Origin of the sequence: Paenibacillus sp. FSL R5-0713, assembly GCF_037973325.1 — a bacterium.
Classification (GTDB): domain Bacteria; phylum Bacillota; class Bacilli; order Paenibacillales; family Paenibacillaceae; genus Paenibacillus.
This window is the reverse complement of the sequence record NZ_CP150229.1, coordinates 6,540,804-6,556,345: the sequence shown is the minus strand read 5'-3', so window position 1 is coordinate 6,556,345 and position 15,542 is coordinate 6,540,804. Positions and strand designations below refer to the sequence as shown.

Annotated in this window: 17 protein-coding genes; 11 read left to right on the top strand and 6 right to left on the bottom strand. The window is 46.1% G+C overall.

Annotated elements, in window-relative coordinates:
* The first annotated feature begins 134 nt into the window (after positions 1 to 134).
* The 5 genes from MKZ12_RS29150 (at position 135) to MKZ12_RS29130 (ending at position 3,390) form a co-directional block, all read left to right on the top strand.
* Positions 135 to 476 carry a zinc ribbon domain-containing protein YjdM gene (locus MKZ12_RS29150; RefSeq protein WP_076332101.1) on the top strand — a complete coding sequence of 114 codons (342 nt, stop codon included), beginning with the start codon at positions 135 to 137 and terminating at the stop codon, positions 474 to 476.
* Positions 477 to 620: 144 nt separating this feature from the next.
* A complete protein-coding gene (locus MKZ12_RS29145) occupies positions 621 to 1,433 on the top strand; it encodes a class I SAM-dependent methyltransferase (RefSeq protein ID WP_339257952.1) in 813 nt (270 codons plus the stop codon).
* 109 nt (positions 1,434 to 1,542) lie between these two features.
* Complete coding sequence (locus MKZ12_RS29140; RefSeq protein WP_253441981.1) at positions 1,543 to 1,800, top strand: hypothetical protein; 258 nt, start codon at positions 1,543 to 1,545, stop codon at positions 1,798 to 1,800.
* On the top strand, positions 1,797 to 2,183 hold the full coding sequence (locus MKZ12_RS29135) for a retropepsin-like aspartic protease (protein ID WP_339257951.1): 387 nt from the start codon (positions 1,797 to 1,799) through the stop codon (positions 2,181 to 2,183). The genes MKZ12_RS29140 and MKZ12_RS29135 overlap by 4 nt, the downstream gene beginning before the upstream one ends.
* Positions 2,184 to 2,337: 154 nt before the next feature.
* The gene (locus tag MKZ12_RS29130; RefSeq protein ID WP_339257950.1) at positions 2,338 to 3,390 is read left to right on the top strand and encodes an LLM class flavin-dependent oxidoreductase; all 1,053 of its coding nucleotides are present in this window, start codon (positions 2,338 to 2,340) and stop codon (positions 3,388 to 3,390) included.
* A 139-nt stretch (positions 3,391 to 3,529) separates the two neighbouring features.
* On the opposite strand, the gene MKZ12_RS29125 is transcribed toward MKZ12_RS29130, so the two are convergent.
* Complete coding sequence (locus MKZ12_RS29125) at positions 3,530 to 4,189, bottom strand: TetR/AcrR family transcriptional regulator (protein WP_339257949.1); 660 nt, start codon at positions 4,187 to 4,189, stop codon at positions 3,530 to 3,532.
* Positions 4,190 to 4,486: 297 nt separating this feature from the next.
* Between MKZ12_RS29125 and MKZ12_RS29120 the strand changes: the two genes are divergently transcribed.
* Positions 4,487 to 5,302, top strand: a complete 816-nt coding sequence (locus MKZ12_RS29120; RefSeq protein ID WP_339257948.1) for an SDR family oxidoreductase — start codon at positions 4,487 to 4,489, stop codon at positions 5,300 to 5,302.
* Between the two features lie 133 nt (positions 5,303 to 5,435).
* Here MKZ12_RS29120 and MKZ12_RS29115 read toward each other — a convergent pair whose 3' ends face one another.
* Both MKZ12_RS29115 and MKZ12_RS29110 read right to left on the bottom strand, forming a co-directional pair.
* Positions 5,436 to 6,737: a VWA domain-containing protein gene (locus MKZ12_RS29115; RefSeq protein ID WP_339257947.1), complete on the bottom strand. Its 1,302-nt coding sequence runs from the start codon at positions 6,735 to 6,737 to the stop codon at positions 5,436 to 5,438.
* A gap of 139 nt (positions 6,738 to 6,876) precedes the next feature.
* On the bottom strand, positions 6,877 to 7,341 hold the full coding sequence (locus MKZ12_RS29110; protein WP_047840920.1) for a DUF4385 domain-containing protein: 465 nt from the start codon (positions 7,339 to 7,341) through the stop codon (positions 6,877 to 6,879).
* A 96-nt stretch (positions 7,342 to 7,437) separates the two neighbouring features.
* Here MKZ12_RS29110 and MKZ12_RS29105 point away from each other — a divergent pair, with 96 nt between their 5' ends.
* The 5 genes from MKZ12_RS29105 (at position 7,438) to MKZ12_RS29085 (ending at position 11,989) form a co-directional block, all read left to right on the top strand.
* Positions 7,438 to 7,905 (top strand): YfbM family protein, encoded by a 468-nt coding sequence (locus tag MKZ12_RS29105; RefSeq protein WP_339238728.1) that lies wholly within the window; start codon positions 7,438 to 7,440, stop codon positions 7,903 to 7,905.
* Between the two features lie 133 nt (positions 7,906 to 8,038).
* The gene (locus tag MKZ12_RS29100) at positions 8,039 to 8,167 is read left to right on the top strand and encodes a hypothetical protein (protein ID WP_339238727.1); all 129 of its coding nucleotides are present in this window, start codon (positions 8,039 to 8,041) and stop codon (positions 8,165 to 8,167) included.
* Positions 8,168 to 8,374: 207 nt separating this feature from the next.
* Positions 8,375 to 9,883 carry a copper amine oxidase N-terminal domain-containing protein gene (locus tag MKZ12_RS29095; RefSeq protein ID WP_339257946.1) on the top strand — a complete coding sequence of 503 codons (1,509 nt, stop codon included), beginning with the start codon at positions 8,375 to 8,377 and terminating at the stop codon, positions 9,881 to 9,883.
* 243 nt (positions 9,884 to 10,126) lie between these two features.
* Positions 10,127 to 11,065, top strand: a complete 939-nt coding sequence (locus MKZ12_RS29090) for a GNAT family N-acetyltransferase (RefSeq protein ID WP_339257945.1) — start codon at positions 10,127 to 10,129, stop codon at positions 11,063 to 11,065.
* Positions 11,066 to 11,200: 135 nt separating this feature from the next.
* The gene (locus tag MKZ12_RS29085) at positions 11,201 to 11,989 is read left to right on the top strand and encodes a glucose 1-dehydrogenase (RefSeq protein WP_339257944.1); all 789 of its coding nucleotides are present in this window, start codon (positions 11,201 to 11,203) and stop codon (positions 11,987 to 11,989) included.
* A gap of 177 nt (positions 11,990 to 12,166) precedes the next feature.
* On the opposite strand, the gene MKZ12_RS29080 is transcribed toward MKZ12_RS29085, so the two are convergent.
* Genes MKZ12_RS29080 through MKZ12_RS29070 form a run of 3 tightly spaced genes read right to left on the bottom strand, consistent with a single transcriptional unit; the run spans position 12,167 to position 15,006 of the window.
* Positions 12,167 to 12,625, bottom strand: a complete 459-nt coding sequence (locus MKZ12_RS29080; protein ID WP_339238723.1) for a GNAT family N-acetyltransferase — start codon at positions 12,623 to 12,625, stop codon at positions 12,167 to 12,169.
* Positions 12,622 to 13,542 (bottom strand): D-alanine--D-alanine ligase, encoded by a 921-nt coding sequence (locus MKZ12_RS29075; protein ID WP_339257943.1) that lies wholly within the window; start codon positions 13,540 to 13,542, stop codon positions 12,622 to 12,624. The genes MKZ12_RS29080 and MKZ12_RS29075 overlap by 4 nt, the downstream gene beginning before the upstream one ends.
* A gap of 12 nt (positions 13,543 to 13,554) precedes the next feature.
* On the bottom strand, positions 13,555 to 15,006 hold the full coding sequence (locus MKZ12_RS29070; protein WP_339257942.1) for a PLP-dependent aminotransferase family protein: 1,452 nt from the start codon (positions 15,004 to 15,006) through the stop codon (positions 13,555 to 13,557).
* Positions 15,007 to 15,542: the final 536 nt, after the last annotated feature.

Genomic DNA, 15,542 nt, shown 5'->3' with positions numbered 1-15,542 from the left:
ACCCTTAAAGTGAGGGATGTATGAACCTTAAATTTGGTTTAAATTCATTCATGCAGTGATCAACCATATGGAACATACCGTCGAAATCCCGTATACTTGCTGGATAGCCAATCGTAGAATGGAGAGTAATACATATGTCTAATTTGCCTAACTGCCCGAAATGTAATTCGGAGTACACTTACGAGGATGGTAACCTGCTGGTATGCCCGGAGTGTGCACATGAATGGTCTTTGGAAGCAGACAATGAGAACGCAGAAGATGCGAAAGTAATCCGTGATGCCAACGGAAATGTGCTGAATGATGGTGATACTGTTACGGTCATTAAAGATCTGAAGGTTAAAGGTAGCTCGCTTGTAGTCAAGCAGGGCACGAAGGTGAAGAATATCCGCCTGATTGATGGGGACCATGATATTGATTGCAAGATCGACAGCTTGGGCGCGATGAAGTTGAAGTCTGAATTTGTGAAAAAAATATAAGATTGAGAAACGTTCAGTTCTGCATACATTGGGAATTGAACGTTTTTTAGTTGACAGGAAATATTTAGCAGATATATACTGGTTGGAATTTAATTTTTGAATATGGTTGAGTGCTCTACATATAAAAAGGCAGGTGTCAGAGCGATGAAGAGAGATCACATTATTGAATATTATTCGAGGTTTGATGAGTGGGGGAGACTGGAGCGGGAACCGATTGAGTTCATCATTAACATGCATTACATCAAGGAGTGTCTCCCCGCTACCGGTCATATTCTGGATAATGGCGCTGGACCGGGAAAATATGCCATGGAACTGGCGAGACTGGGGTACCAGGTCACTTTATCGGATCTGACACCGTCCTCCGTGGATACTGCACGGCAAAAGGCTCAGGAGTTCGGTTTGACACAGCAATTCGATGGATTCCATGTTCTTGATGCCACTTCGCTCTCCGGTATGGCTGACGAGACGTATGATGCTTCCCTTATGCTGGGGCCGTTATATCATCTGCAGACAGAGGAGGAGCGAACGGCCGCTGTACGGGAGTTGTATCGGGTAACCAAGCGAGGAGGCGTGGTATTTGTAGCGATGCAAAGCCGTATGCGCATGAGTATCAATTCGCTGCAATCCCCGCAGCATTGGAAACCGAATGATAACATGGCAGCAATTCGTTCTTTTGTGGAAAAGGGTATATTCGATCATCAGGATCAAGGACGATTTACGGGGGGATATTATTTTAATATTCAGGACGTTATGCCCTTCATGGAGCAACAAGGATTTGAAACTGTTGATTTCATTGGTTCATCCAGCCTTAGAGCCATGCTTACGGACGAGCAGCAACAACACTGGAAAGAACGTGGCGAGTATGATGAACTTATTCAATATATGATTGAAGCCGCCAAAGACCCTTCCATATTGGGGATCTCGTCGCATCTGTTGTACATTGGAAGGAAGAAATAATGGATTTACCAGAAATGATCTAAAAAAGTATCTAATTTAGAATGTCATCCCGTGGAATGCTGTTTGCACATGATATAATATTTGTATCTAATGTTCTGGAGGTGTCACTATGCAATGGAAGGAAGTTCAGGAGCGATTCCCTAATGAATGGGTCGTTTTTGAGGCAACCAAGGCGTACTCTAGAGAAGGCCAGCGTTACATCGAAGAGATGGCGGTGATTGATTCATTTGATGATTCTACAGAGGCATTAAAACGTTATGGTGAATTACATCAGGAAGATCCCAGACGGGAATACTGCTTTTTTCACACTTCACGTCCAAAGGTTATTGCAAGAGAACGATATATTGGCATAAGAGGCCTTCGATGAAAATTTCAGAGATTTACGGTCTACCCTTTATAAACATAGAACTTGAGTTTAGAGGAGAAGTACTTCATTTAGAAAGGGTTCTTTTGGATACCGGGTCAGCAAGTACGTTGTTAAATGCAGATACAGTTCGGGAAGTAGGGATGGTTCCTGAAGAGGATGATCTCGTTGATATTATTAGAGGCGTAGGAGGTATAGAGTATGTTTATACCAAGTCTCTGGATTCTATAACTGTGGATGGAACAACGCTCAATAACTTTCAGATTGAAATAGGAAATATGGATTATGGCTTGGAGATTGACGGAATTTTGGGATTCAATTTCATGCGACAGGCCGGTGTTGTAATTAATGCCAATTTCATGGAACTTAGTATAGACAAGCCATAATTATAGAAAATAAGCATAAAAGTACCCCCTGGAAACAAGGGGTACTTGTGTTTTTTATCAAAATAGTTCAATATTAAGATACATAACAAAAGGTGATCTACTTACAATAGGTTAGATGAACGACGGATCGCTTCATACCAAGGAGGAACAGACAATGGAAATCGGAATTAGTACATTTGTGGAGACGAATCCGGATGTAAAAACAGGAGAGCTAATCAGTCATGCGCAGCGTATTCGCGATGTCGTTGAGGAGATTGTTTTGGCAGATGAGGTGGGTCTGGATGTATACGGCGTGGGAGAACATCATCGTGTTGACTATGCGGCTTCATCACCAGCTGTCATTCTGGCGGCGGCAGCTTCACAGACCAAGAATATTCGCCTGACGAGTGCCGTAACGGTGCTGTCATCGCATGATCCGGTACGGGTATATCAGGATTTTGCGACACTGGATGGCATTTCGAACGGTCGTGCAGAGATTATGGCAGGGCGGGGATCATTTATCGAATCGTTCCCACTGTTCGGCTATGATTTGAATGATTATGATGAACTATTCGACGAGAAACTGGATTTGCTGCTCAAGCTGCGTGATTCGGAAAAAGTAACCTGGGAAGGCAAACACCGTCCTTCCTTTAACAATCTGGGCATCTACCCGCGCCCGGTACAGGAAAAACTTCCGGTATGGATCGGCAGTGGTGGTAATCAGGAATCGGTTGTTCGTGCAGGACTGCTTGGTTTGCCACTGGTGCTTGCCATTATTGGTGGCCGTCCGGTGCAATTCGCACCACTGGTGGAGCTGTACAAAAAAGCAGCTGCTCACGCGGGACATGATGCTTCCAAGCTGACAGTCGCTTCTCACTCTCACGGCTTCATTGCCGATACAACAGACGAAGCGGTGGAGAAATTCTTCCCGCCAGCTCAAGCGGTCATGAACATGTTGGGCCGTGAACGTGGCTGGGGACATTACAGCCGTGCGACATTTGATGCGGCGCGCAGCCTTGAAGGTGCATTGTATGTAGGTGATGTGGATACGGTAGCTCAGAAGATTATCTATCTACGTAAAGAAGTCGGAATTACCCGCTTCATGTTGCACACCCCTCTCGGCACCATGCCGCATAACGAGGTGATGAGAGCGATCGAATTGCTCGGTAAAGAAGTCGCTCCAATTGTGCGCAAGGAAATTGCACGTTGGGAAGCGGAGAACCAGTAAACACGTTCATCGACTGAAAGTTGATACAGTTATAGACTGAGTGAACCAAATAAAGGAGCACGTCCTCGGCGGATTAAGCCATTGGACCTGCTCCTTTTTCATTTGTTTGCCGAAACGCTATAAAGTACAGATTACATGCTTATTCACTCGCAGATGTACTGACAAGGGAGTGGATTACCATGGACACCGTATGATCATAGAGCGTTTTGGCAGCTTCCTCGCTCTCAATATGGCCTCCCAGGTACAGATGAATAACACCGTGTAAGGGAGCCCAGATCATTCGTACCGCAAGCATGGGATCTTGCACCTGAAGCATTCCCTGTTCAATGGCTACCTCTACCAAGGCAGATACTTGCTTCAGTGCAGTCGCTGTTCCCTGCAAATTCTCTCCATCGGGTTTGAATTCGGAAAAAGACCCTCCAAACATCAGCTGATAGAAGCTGGATTGTGAAATGCCGAAGTCCCAGTAGACGTGGGCCAGATCCCGGAAATATTGTTCGAACGATTCATGCCGGGGCATAGCTTCAAACCGCTGGGCCATGAGAGAGCAACCCTCTAAATATAAATGCTTGGCTAACCCTTCTTTTTTGCCAAAAAGGTTATATATGATTTTGGTGGAGCACTCCATGCGTTCAGCTACACGGCGTACCGTGACGGCTTCCGGTCCATGCTCTTGCAGTAAAGCAGCAGCAGCATGCACAATATTTTGCCGCAGATTATCCGAGTGCTGGAGTCTGGCTTCCTGAAAAGTTGTTACCGTATGTGCAGATTCCGTGGAACCCGAATTAAGATCCTTCATTGATTTTCATCCTCATAACCGTATTGTTGTTGTTTTTGTATAGAAAAACTTCAGCTTAAATGCGGTGTGTCTTCTATGAAAGTACGTCGATATATTTTTTTCTTATGGTCATTCTACTGTTTTACGTCGGATAACGTCAATTTAATCCGAATCCAGTAAGGAGGCGCACCGCTCAAGATCCAATTTTAACAAATGTATTTGACAGTGTCATGAATTTCGATTACGATGATTCCATTAGGAAACGTTGTTTCCATATGAAAACAAATGTTTCAATCATGTGTAGAGGGTGGATGAGAGATGTTAAAGGATCAACAACAATGGGCACTTATTACAGGCGCATCATCAGGTATTGGGGAAGTTTTTGCACTTGAAATGGCTTCCAAGGGTAGAAATATTGTGCTTGTGGCCAGAACAGAGACCAAACTGATTCAATTGGCACAACGAATAGAGCGTATATATCAAGTAAAGGCGGAGGTGATCGTATCGGATTTGTCGCAAGTTGATGCACCTCAGAGCGTATATGAGGAATGTCAGAATCGGGGCATACACATCGATATATTGATTAACAATGCTGGATTCGCTACCCATGGATGTTTTGAACAGGTGGATGGTTCAAGGCAACAGGACGAGATTATGTTAAACGTGTTGGCCGTGACCAATATGACACATCTTTTCCTGCCAGGCATGTTGCAGAAGCGAGAGGGTGCTGTCATTAATGTCTCGTCGACGGCTGCCTTTCAACCTGATCCGTATATGGCTGTGTATGGAGCGACAAAGGCATTTGTACTTTCTTTTACCGAGGCGTTATACGAAGAAAACAGGAAGCGTGGCGTTCAGTTCTTAGCGCTATGTCCTGGCTCAACCGAGACTTCATTCTTTGATATCGTGGGTGCGGAAGAAGCTTCTGTGGGCAAGCGTGATACACCTGAGCATGTCGTAGCCGTGGCCATGAGGGCACTGGAATCAGGCAAACCCTACGCTGTGCCGGGGTCCGGTAATTATTGGACAGCGCAGTTCACTCGTCTCGTGCCACGCAAGTTGATGTTGCGAATTGTGGGAGGTATGCTTCGTCCGCGTTCCAAGGGTGGTAAACCAGAAAAAGCGAAAGCCTGAGAATGATAAGTGGTGAGTAGTTCGAAAGTGGTAAAGTAAAAAGAAAAACGCTGTCAGCGAGGTATTCACTGGCAACGTTTTTCATGAATTGGAGTTCGTTCATCTTAATATCGTGGATGATGTGATCGGAAGTTTATGTCAGAATCCCTTTGGCCCGAGCTTCTTTGATCCAGCCTGGAAATTCATTCAGAAGCCGATCATATAGCTCTTCATCACTGATCTTGGAGAAATCGTCCAAGGCAAAAAAGTCGGCGTTATCTATGAAGCGTCCAGGCATGTCATCCAATTTTTCCAATACTCCATAATAGGACCGTCCCAGGCCAACAAACTGCCAGAACAGGTTTTTGTGCGAGCTTTCGGTAATAAGCTGTGTGATTTTGCTTTCTTTATCCACACCTCCATCGCTGAAAAAGATAATGTAGGTTGGGATATGTGCATTAGGCTCTTCCACCGTATACTTACGAATAACATCTTCCATTACCTTGGGTTCATTGTTTCCGAAGCCCCTACGTCCGAGAACATACGTGCGAACAATGTAATCCTTGTAATCTTTGGCTGTTACACTTGGCGCACGCATAAAATCATCCGCAAAGAACCAGACATCCAACTCGCCATTGTCGTCAAACGCTGCCGCAACGGCGAGTATACGTTCAAAGGCTTCTTGCACAATGCCACTGCGGTATAGATTGAACATGGAACCGGATGCATCGAAAACAACGGCTACACGTGCCTGTAAAGGATCAACTTTTTTCTTTTCCAGAGATAAGGTGACTTTACGTTCAAGCAGATCTATTTTGGTCAATTTCAGTGGTTTAGTTTTTTTCTTTTTTGCAGGACTAGGAGGTTTCACCGGCTCGGCCATTGGTACCTGTGACTCTTGGGAAGCGGCAACTTCAGACTTGGCTTCGCTCGGACTTTCAATTTCAACACCAAACGACTCGGCAAGAGGCTGCAAACCTCCAAAGAAACCGCGTCCGATGGCGCGAACTTTGAACCCGTCCTGATGCTTATAAATTTCAATGAAAATAAGTGCTGTTTCTGACGTAGCTTGCGTAATCTCGTATGTAATTTGTTGTGAACCTGCTCTTACAATGGCTTGGCATTTCTGAACATCTGCAAACGTACCTACGGAGTCAATCGTAGCGGTGAAGACGCATTTTTCTACAGGAGCCTGTCGTAATTTACGGGTATCTAGCACAAAGGATGACTTGAGATCCTCGGCATGTTGGAGAACAACGCTGCGGTGGGGATCAACATTCTGATTATAAAATACAAAATAATCGTCCGAGGGAACTTGTCCCCTGTCGTTGACCATAAAACAGCTTGCATCGAGAGCAGAAGGTGCTGAAGCACTTTGAATCGTTACGTGAATCTGGCCTGACTCATGAATCGTGGTATTTTGGCCGGTGCTTAAATGAATGATGGGATCTGTCATATTCCGATTGCCTCTTTTCTTCAAACTCATTAATGGTACTACATAGTAACAAGTTAGATTTTGATACATATGTTTCCATAAGTCAACGAGCAGATGACAGATCCAATCAGTGAGACTATATTACGGTTCCCCCGTTTTTCTACGCCTCATCAGACTCATACTTTTCCCGATGCTCCTTCTTCATCTTCACATAGTCTGGGTCCGTTTTCGCAATCTCCCATTGGGCTTTGAATATGGCTGCGGCTTCTGCCTTCACCTTATCATTCTGATAGGGCAAGATTGAGCCATCCTCCTTCGAATATTTGCGTCCGCCTTTGTGATTCGTATACCGTCTGGCCCGTGTATAGCCCATCTGGAGAAATTTGCGAGCCATATCCATACCCACGAAATCCCCTTTTTTCTTATACTCCAAAAATAGCTCATAGATTTTCTCCGATGACTCTGTCGCAATCTCGGGTGTTTTGAATCGCCAGTGTGGAAGAATCTCGCCCTTGTATGGCTCAACCATGAGAACACCCTGCTCTCCCCGGCCTACGGTGTATAGCTCAGGATGTTTGCGCAGATCCAACTCATCATAATTGAGACTGTAGTCAAATTTTTTCATGTATACGACCTCCTTGATAGGAATTACCCCGATTCTGAACCAACAAGCACGGTTAATGGGGAACATTAGAATCAATTACACAGGAGGGATAACGGTATGGGAATGTCCGGAAGATATCTTGTGGTAACGAAAGAGCTAGTTGAATCCATCAAGTCAGGGGAGATCAGTGTCCATGATTGTGCAGTTGATCTGGATATCGATAAAACCTGGCAGATGATCCAATTCACGCTGAACGGCAATCTGGTAGATGGGAAGCCACCCCTGGGCTATGTAGTGCCTCTCGCAGGTGAGCAATACTTGGGAAACTATTCGGATATGGATCTGTTCTTACTCAGTAATGAGCAGGTGCTGGAGGCTTACATGGCGTTGGAGCAGCTCACACCGGATGAATTAAAGCAGCGGTATAGTCTGGAACAGATGATCACTGAGGGCGTCTATCCAGTCATGGAAGATTGGGATGCGGAAGAGACATTTCAGGAGATTGTCCAGACGGTGGATGATATCCAGGCCTTGTTTCAGGCAACGGCTGCAAGTGGAAACGGAATCGTGTTTTATGTTTTCTAAACGGGCACTGAAATGATGGGAAATGGTTGTCCGTCGCGGAGACAGGTTTGAACTGTGCCTATTCGGGTTATTGATAGACACAAGGCTCATGCCTTGCTGACATGACAATCTGGTAGAAGAGAGGGAATGCGATATGACACAGGATCAGAACGAAGAGAATAAAGCGATTCAAGAGGACGAGCCCGATCAATTCGAGACTCCCGCAACTGTGAAAGATGAAGAAACGGATGAGAAACTCGCAGAAGATCAGGATCAAGAATAACTTCCAGTATTGCATAATGAAGCAGGATCTTTTATCGAAACATACGATATGTTGAAATATAGATAGACCAGAGGTCGGACATGTTCCGGCCTTTTGGTTTATTTTTTGCGTATCCGTTTACAACAATTACCTATACCTTCATAATGGAAATGAATCATATTTTTCTAAGGAGGGGATCTTATTACGAATCGGAAGTTAGTCCAATGGATGGCAGTGCCACTGGTATTATTAATGGTTGTTCTTACAGGATGTCAGGCTGTGGGTGGAGTAGACGTTGGCAAAGCAATGGCCAATGGTGCGAGTATCAAGTCCGGTGAATCCAGACAATCCATGAATATAAACATAGAACCGGCTAAGGAATTTGCGACAGAGAACGACCTTGAAATGATCGAACGTATTAATTCCATATCTCTGGATATTGATCAAGCCAAAATGAAAGATGCGAAGACAGCATCGATCAAAGGTACACTGAGCATGGAGGGAACGAAGTTACCTTTCCACCTGTCCATGAATGAGTCCCAAGTGGTGATTGATCTGGATGGAGCCCAGAAACCGCTGTACATATCTCTGGATACGTTCCAGGATGCACAAGCTCTTCCAATGGTGGATACGAAGGCTCTGGAGAAACAACTCGAGGAAATCTCACCGAAACTGTTCTCTTTTGTCCTGAAACATCTGTCCAATCCGAAGAATATCTCTGTAACACCGGTACAGGAATCCGTGAATGGCGAAACACTTAGCCTCTCCAAGCTGCACCTGGAGATCAGTGGTGAAGAGATGCTTGCCATGGTTAAACCGTTCCTGACGAGTGTCTCGAAGGATGAGCAAGGGCTGAAAGACCTGATTGGAGATCTGTACGATGTGTTCTATCCTGTACTGGAAGCTGTGAACGAGGTTGAAGGCGGGGGAGATGAAACGCTGAATTCGATCGTTCCTGAATCGAAAGATGAAGCCGTTGCTTCACTATATGCCATGATCAAAGTAGGACTGGACAGCATGCTGGTCAATTATGATCAGGAGCTGAACAACCTGTTGAATGAGACTCCAGAATTCAAAACGGTATTTGGTACAGAAACCAAACTGAAATTGGACTTCTATCTCGACAGCAAGCTGGATATCCGCAAGCAAAACTTTGAACTGAAGGTAGCGCTGCCGGCCTCCGAAGATCTGCCAGTGAACGCTGTAACCGTGAGTGGAAACAGTGAACAGTGGAATATCGGTGGAACGGTTGCAGTGGATGAAGTGGATGTATCGGGCGGCGTTATGGATCTGATGAAGGATGATATTACACCTGGACAGATGCTGCGCAATTTTGATTCCCATTCACTTGCATATCAATTGCTCAAAGATGAAGCTGGGATCACGAATAAAAGTGTAGTACTCTTCCCGGATGATGAATACGCCGGGGCGATCACCGTTAAGAATACAACATTTGTTCCCCTTCGCTACGTGTCTGAAGAATTGGATGCTGAAGTGAAATGGACCAAAGGTTCGAACCGAATTGTTGTCATTGACGACATCACGGGTGATGAGATTGTTCTGACTGTAGGTTCCAAGAAGGCAACCGTTGCTGGTAAAGAAGTAACCATGGTGGAATCCGCATATGTAGGCAAGGATGGCAAGACATATGTGCCGCTGCGCTTTATGGCTGAATCCCTTGGAGCTACTGTAGATAAGGAACAAGAAACAGGCTGGATTTACATTGACCGTCCTTAACTGAGACGTTGAATTAGTCCTTAGCATGAGAGGGGATTTCAGAGTATGCCAGATTTCTCGTAATGATCGTGAAAAGAACACCGAAAAAATTCCGTTAGACCATGAACGGGATACGTGTGTCCTTTTGACCCATTACGAGGAGCTTCGGCGTTTCTGAAATGATGAAACGGACCGGGGAGTGCCTCTGTTGGAGGTGCTCCTCTTTGTCGTGTCATCTTAAATAAATCCCCAGAGGTGTTGTATATGAAAAAAAGTCAATTGAAACAGGTACATTCTGAAATTCGCTTGCGACGAGCGCAGCAAGAAGATGCTGTTGTACTTACAGAGATGTGCACTCGTGCTTTTGATCAAGCCATTAAGGTCTGGTCAGAGTGTGAGAAGGATATCGATAGGAATCTATGTCCACCTGATTATTCGTCAGTTCGAATGCACCGTTACGTAATCCGTGAATGGGATTATTATGTTGTAGAATCAGATGGATGTGCTATAGGCGGAGTGAGTGTAAACGTGCTCGGACGAAAACATGCCAGGATCGATAAGATCTATATTGATCCTGTATGCCAGGGACGTGGCGTGGGCTCTCAAGTCATGAGGCTTATTGAGGCTGAATTCCCACAGATTGATATCTGGAAGCTGGAGACCTCCGGTCGGCAGCTGGATAATCGTCATTTTTACGAAAAAATGGGATATGTTCGAATCTATGCATCTGAGGATGAGTTTGGATATGAGAAGGACGTATCAGCGGCTTCTTATGATCCAACATGTGATGAGACATTAGCCACGGATTCGGGTGAATCAGTGGTTGAATTTGTTCAGACTAATCTAGATGGGGTTCGTTACAGTACCAGTAATCTGGCCAATAGTCGGATCACTGATTGCAACCTGAGTGGAAGCAAACTTACCAATTTAAATATGACCAATATCTTGCTAGCTGATTTACGCCTAACCGATAGCAAGATTGAGTTCTGTGCTCTGGATGGCGTTCAATTCCAGGACACACATCTTGGATCTGACCGGGTGCCCATGCAGTGGGCGCATTGTGATCTTGGGGGGAGTTGTTTTATTGATTGCGATCTATCTGGGGTTCAGTTGGAACAGTGTCAAGTAGCTGGGATGAAGATCAACGGAGTAGAAGTAGAGGAACTACTTGCAGCCTATGAGGCTATGAAGTCCTTAAAATGAATGACTGGATGGGTATAGAAGCATACTAATCCGGTTGAATTTTTGGTTGTAAGAGATCCCCGTTTGATTAGAGCAAATGATGAAATGGGTAATTATGTGTTGAAGATGTCAAAAACAGCAAAGGGAGGTCTATGGATGATGTCTGAACGATTTGCAGGTAAAGTAGTCCTGATTACAGGTGGTGGTTCGGGTCTTGGCCGATCAGCTGCGGTGGAAGTCGCGCGTGAAGGGGCAAAACTTGCCCTGGTGGATGTGAACATGAAGGCGCTGGAAGAGACCAAGCGTGTGATATCAGAAGAGGTAAAGCATGCCGAGTTCCTGCTTATTGAAGGTGACGTAGCCGACGAAGAAGCAGTGAAGAAGTATGTTAGTGTTACGGTAAATGCGTTTGGACGTATCGATGCATTTTTCAACAATGCAGGCATTGAAGGCAAGCAAAACCTGATCGAGAACTACGAGACAGAGATGTTCAATAAAGTCATCGACATCAACCTGAAAGGTGTATTTTACGGGTTAAAGCACGTCTTGCCTGTAATGAAAAAACAGGGTGAAGGCTACATTGTGAACACGTCCTCTGTCGGTGGCATTCGTGCTGTACCAAACCAGATCGCCTACGGGGCGAGTAAACATGCCGTTGCTGGCATGACCAAAGATGCGGCGATTGAATACGCTGAGCACGGAATCAGTATCAATGCGGTAGCACCTGGAGCCATTCTGACAGATATGGTCATCGGTTCGTTCAAACAGATCAATCCGAATGACTGGCAGTCTGCATCCAGAGAGTTCGTGAAGGACAATCCGGCGAAGCGCTTGGGTGAACCGAAAGAAGTGGGACGCCTCGTTGCCTTCCTGCTGTCCGGCGAAGCACCGTTTATTAACGGAGCCATTATACCAATCGATGGTGCACAGTCAGCCAAATATTGATCCCAGATATGTACGGTACTGATTCGACCTGAAAATTCAACATAGAATAACCAATAGATTACCTGGAGAATCATTCCTTCCACCATGTACCTCGGATACGAAAGAACGCCCTTAACTGGCCAATGTGCTGAATGGGGCGTTCTTTTTCGTGTCATCCAGATAGCGTATATCCGCAGGTTAAGTGTGTTGTAAGATCTGAGGCTTCTTGCTAAACCCGGTGCTTCCTGCGGTAAAGCCCATCTGACGATAGAATTGATGTGCAGCTTCACGTTCCGGACGATTGGCACTGTTCAGAGACAGGGAGTCCACGTTATGCGTGGCTGCCCATTGCTCAGCTTCAAGAATGAGCTGACGGCCGATGCCAGAACCTCTGAACTGGTCATGTACAACCAAGGCCAAGATACGGCAGTGTCTTCCGTTCTTTTCATACAGATAAGACGTCTGTAATCCGATCAGTCCAACTACGCGTCCGCGTACCTCAGCTACCAGTGTCGTAAAGTTTGCGTCCGCAGAGATATGGGTATAACGCTCTTCCATCTCGGCGTAAGTGGTGGGGTAACCGAGTTGGTCCATCAGAATGACCATATCTTGCAGATCGGTAGGGGAGCTGTGTCTAATCGTCACATCCAGGCTCATAATGTTGTATCCTCCTTGGGTCTTTCCTTCAATGAAAGTTCAATAATGGTATCCAGTAGTTCTGCAAAAGAAATGCCTGCAGCAGCTGCGCTTTTGGGCAGCAGACTGTTACGAGTAAGTCCCGGCAGCGTGTTCACTTCAAGCACATAAGGCATGCCTTCCCGAATCATCATATCCACGCGAGCGTAGACGCTGCATTTTAGCACCTGATAACAGGCCAGGGCCGCGGCTTCGACGCGATGGTGAAGGTCCACAGGCAATTGCACAACCTGCTCATCGGCCCCATTGTCATCGTATTTGGAAGCATAGTCGAAAAACGCAGCGTTCGAACGAATGGAGATCACCGGCAGCATCTTACCATCCAGAATGGCACAGGTGATTTCCTCACCCTCGATATACTGTTCAATCATCACCGTATCATCCCAGGCGAGGGCAGCCTCTACAGCGGCGGGCAGGGAGGACGCTTCCTTTACCACTTGGGTACCGATACTTGAGCCGCCTGAATTCGGTTTGACCACCACGGGGTACGTTAATTGTTGAACAGCAATAGAGGCCAGCTCCTCCATATGACTCACTCGCAACCATTCTCCGGTAAGCACACCTGCATGCTGCATGAGCTGTTTGGACATGTCTTTATCCATGCATACACTGCTTGCAAGCACACCACAGCCTGTGTAGGGAATACCTAGGGATTCCAGTGTGCCTTGAACCGTACCGTCTTCGCCGTATTTGCCATGCAGGGCAAGCAGTGCCACATCGATTCCCGCTGACTTGTCGATCAGATCGCGCTTGGAATTCAGTTCAATGGGCACAACCTCGTATTTGTCTCTATTCAGATTGGCAATCATCTCCTGTCCGGTGAGCAGTGAAATATCCCGCTCTGAAGATGTACCGCCCATAATTACGCCAACTTTCATGTGAAATCCTCCTTATCTCATTTGAGCTGCTGTCTCGCCAATGATGCGAATGCCTTTAAGTATATGCTCATCGCTCACTCTGGAGAAACCCAGACGCATCGTGTTCACACCCTGACCGGGCTCCAGATAAAAGGTATCCCCTGGTGTGAACGTTACACCTTTCACTTTACAAGCCTCTAGCAGTTCACGGGTTCTGTATTCGGACGGGAACTGCACGAACAGATGTAGACCACCCGCACCGGAAATCCGGCACATTGGCAGATGTTGCTTCAGGCAACGCACAACCAATTCATATTTTCGCTTATACTCCGTGCGGGCTCGCTTCAAATATTTCTCGAAATTGCCGTTGCTCAGATATTGATACAATAACGATTGGTCCAGTGTGGAGGTATGGATGCTGCGTGCCCGTTTCATACTCTCCAGATAATCAATCAGCGCCGCATCCGCAATAACCCAACCCACCCGCAGACCTGGGAACAGGACTTTGGAGAAGCTGCCCAGATAAACCAGTCCATTGCCCTTGCCCATGCTGGCAATCAAGGGAGATACGTGGGAACCGGAATAGCGCAATTCTTCGTTGAATCCATCCTCAATGATGGGAACCTGATACTTGTTCATCAACCGGATGATCTCTACCCGTTTCGCAGGAGACGTCACAATCCCGGTTGGATTATGGTAGGAGGGCACGAGATACGCCAGATCATATGGACTTTCCTCAAGTTCATGTTCCAGCTGCTTCAAGTCCAGGCCATCCGGCTCCATATTGACACCGGTTAGGTGGAACTGGTGCAGCTTCAGGTTTTTGATTGCCGTGTGGTGCGTCGGATTCTCGCAGAGCGCTTTTCCGCTTTTTTTGCGCAACGCTCCAAGCACCAGATCGAAACCTTCCGTGAATCCGTTGGTGATCAGGATGTCCTTGCCACGGAGGTCAACACCTTTGTTCTCCATATATCGTAGTAAATAGTTCATCAGCGGTCTGTATCCTTGCGCATATCCGTAATTCAGCAGTACTTCGCCTTCAAGTGACATGCGATCCAGAAAAGCCCGTTTCACGTTCTGCAGATCAAATAGCTTTTCATCCGGTGCTATGCTGGTAAACGAGATCTCGCCGCGCTCTGCCCCGGAGCCATGCTTCATCAGATCGTACTGCTCTGCCTGGATGGCATACTTACTTACCTCTGTCTTCCAGTCCAGTTGCCAGCTCGCTGTGGCCTCAGGAGCCTCAATGGAAGCACTAACGTAATTGCCTTTGCCTTTGACCGCGTAGATCAGACCTTCATCTTCAAGCTCGGCATAAGCAAGCAGAACCGTGCTACGACTAACCTTCATGAGTGTACTAAGTTCACGGGTGGAGGGCAGTTTTTGTTTGGCTTGCAGGCCACCTTTGAGCATCAATCGCTTCATATAATCTTTGACTTGTATATATACAGGGCGGTCCTCCGTCAGTTGCAGATCGGAATACATCCCATCACTCCCTCTACTGGTATCTTGCCATATTATAAACCCGACAGAAAGAACCACGATACCTCTGTTTCCCTGGGGAGGTGGTCGGTTATTCGCGTAAACGCAAAAAAGCCCAAGCAATATGCCGGGGCCTGTGGTGAGACTTGATCCGTTTTCTATAGTACTGCTGCTATAATTCTACAGTTGCATTGCATGACTAGTCTCTCTAGGATCGATAGCTATCTGACCTTCTACGTGTGTCTATTAACTCAGTACGACTATAATTGCAGGCTTTCTAGGTGATACTTAAAATCTACAGTGAATCAAGAATATAGGTCTTTCTACGTTTGCTTGCTGCAAGGGTCGATTAGATGATGAATCTACAATCTATAAGCTAAGGTTCTTGCTAACTGTACTCTTGTCGTGATCACGTAACAGAATTCAGCATGAAAAAGAGTTTCAATCATAGGGTACAATAGACGGAGGTAGATATAAAGACATGTGTCTCAGTGCCCAATTTCTTCCTCATACCCCTATAGTAACACTTTGAATCAGGG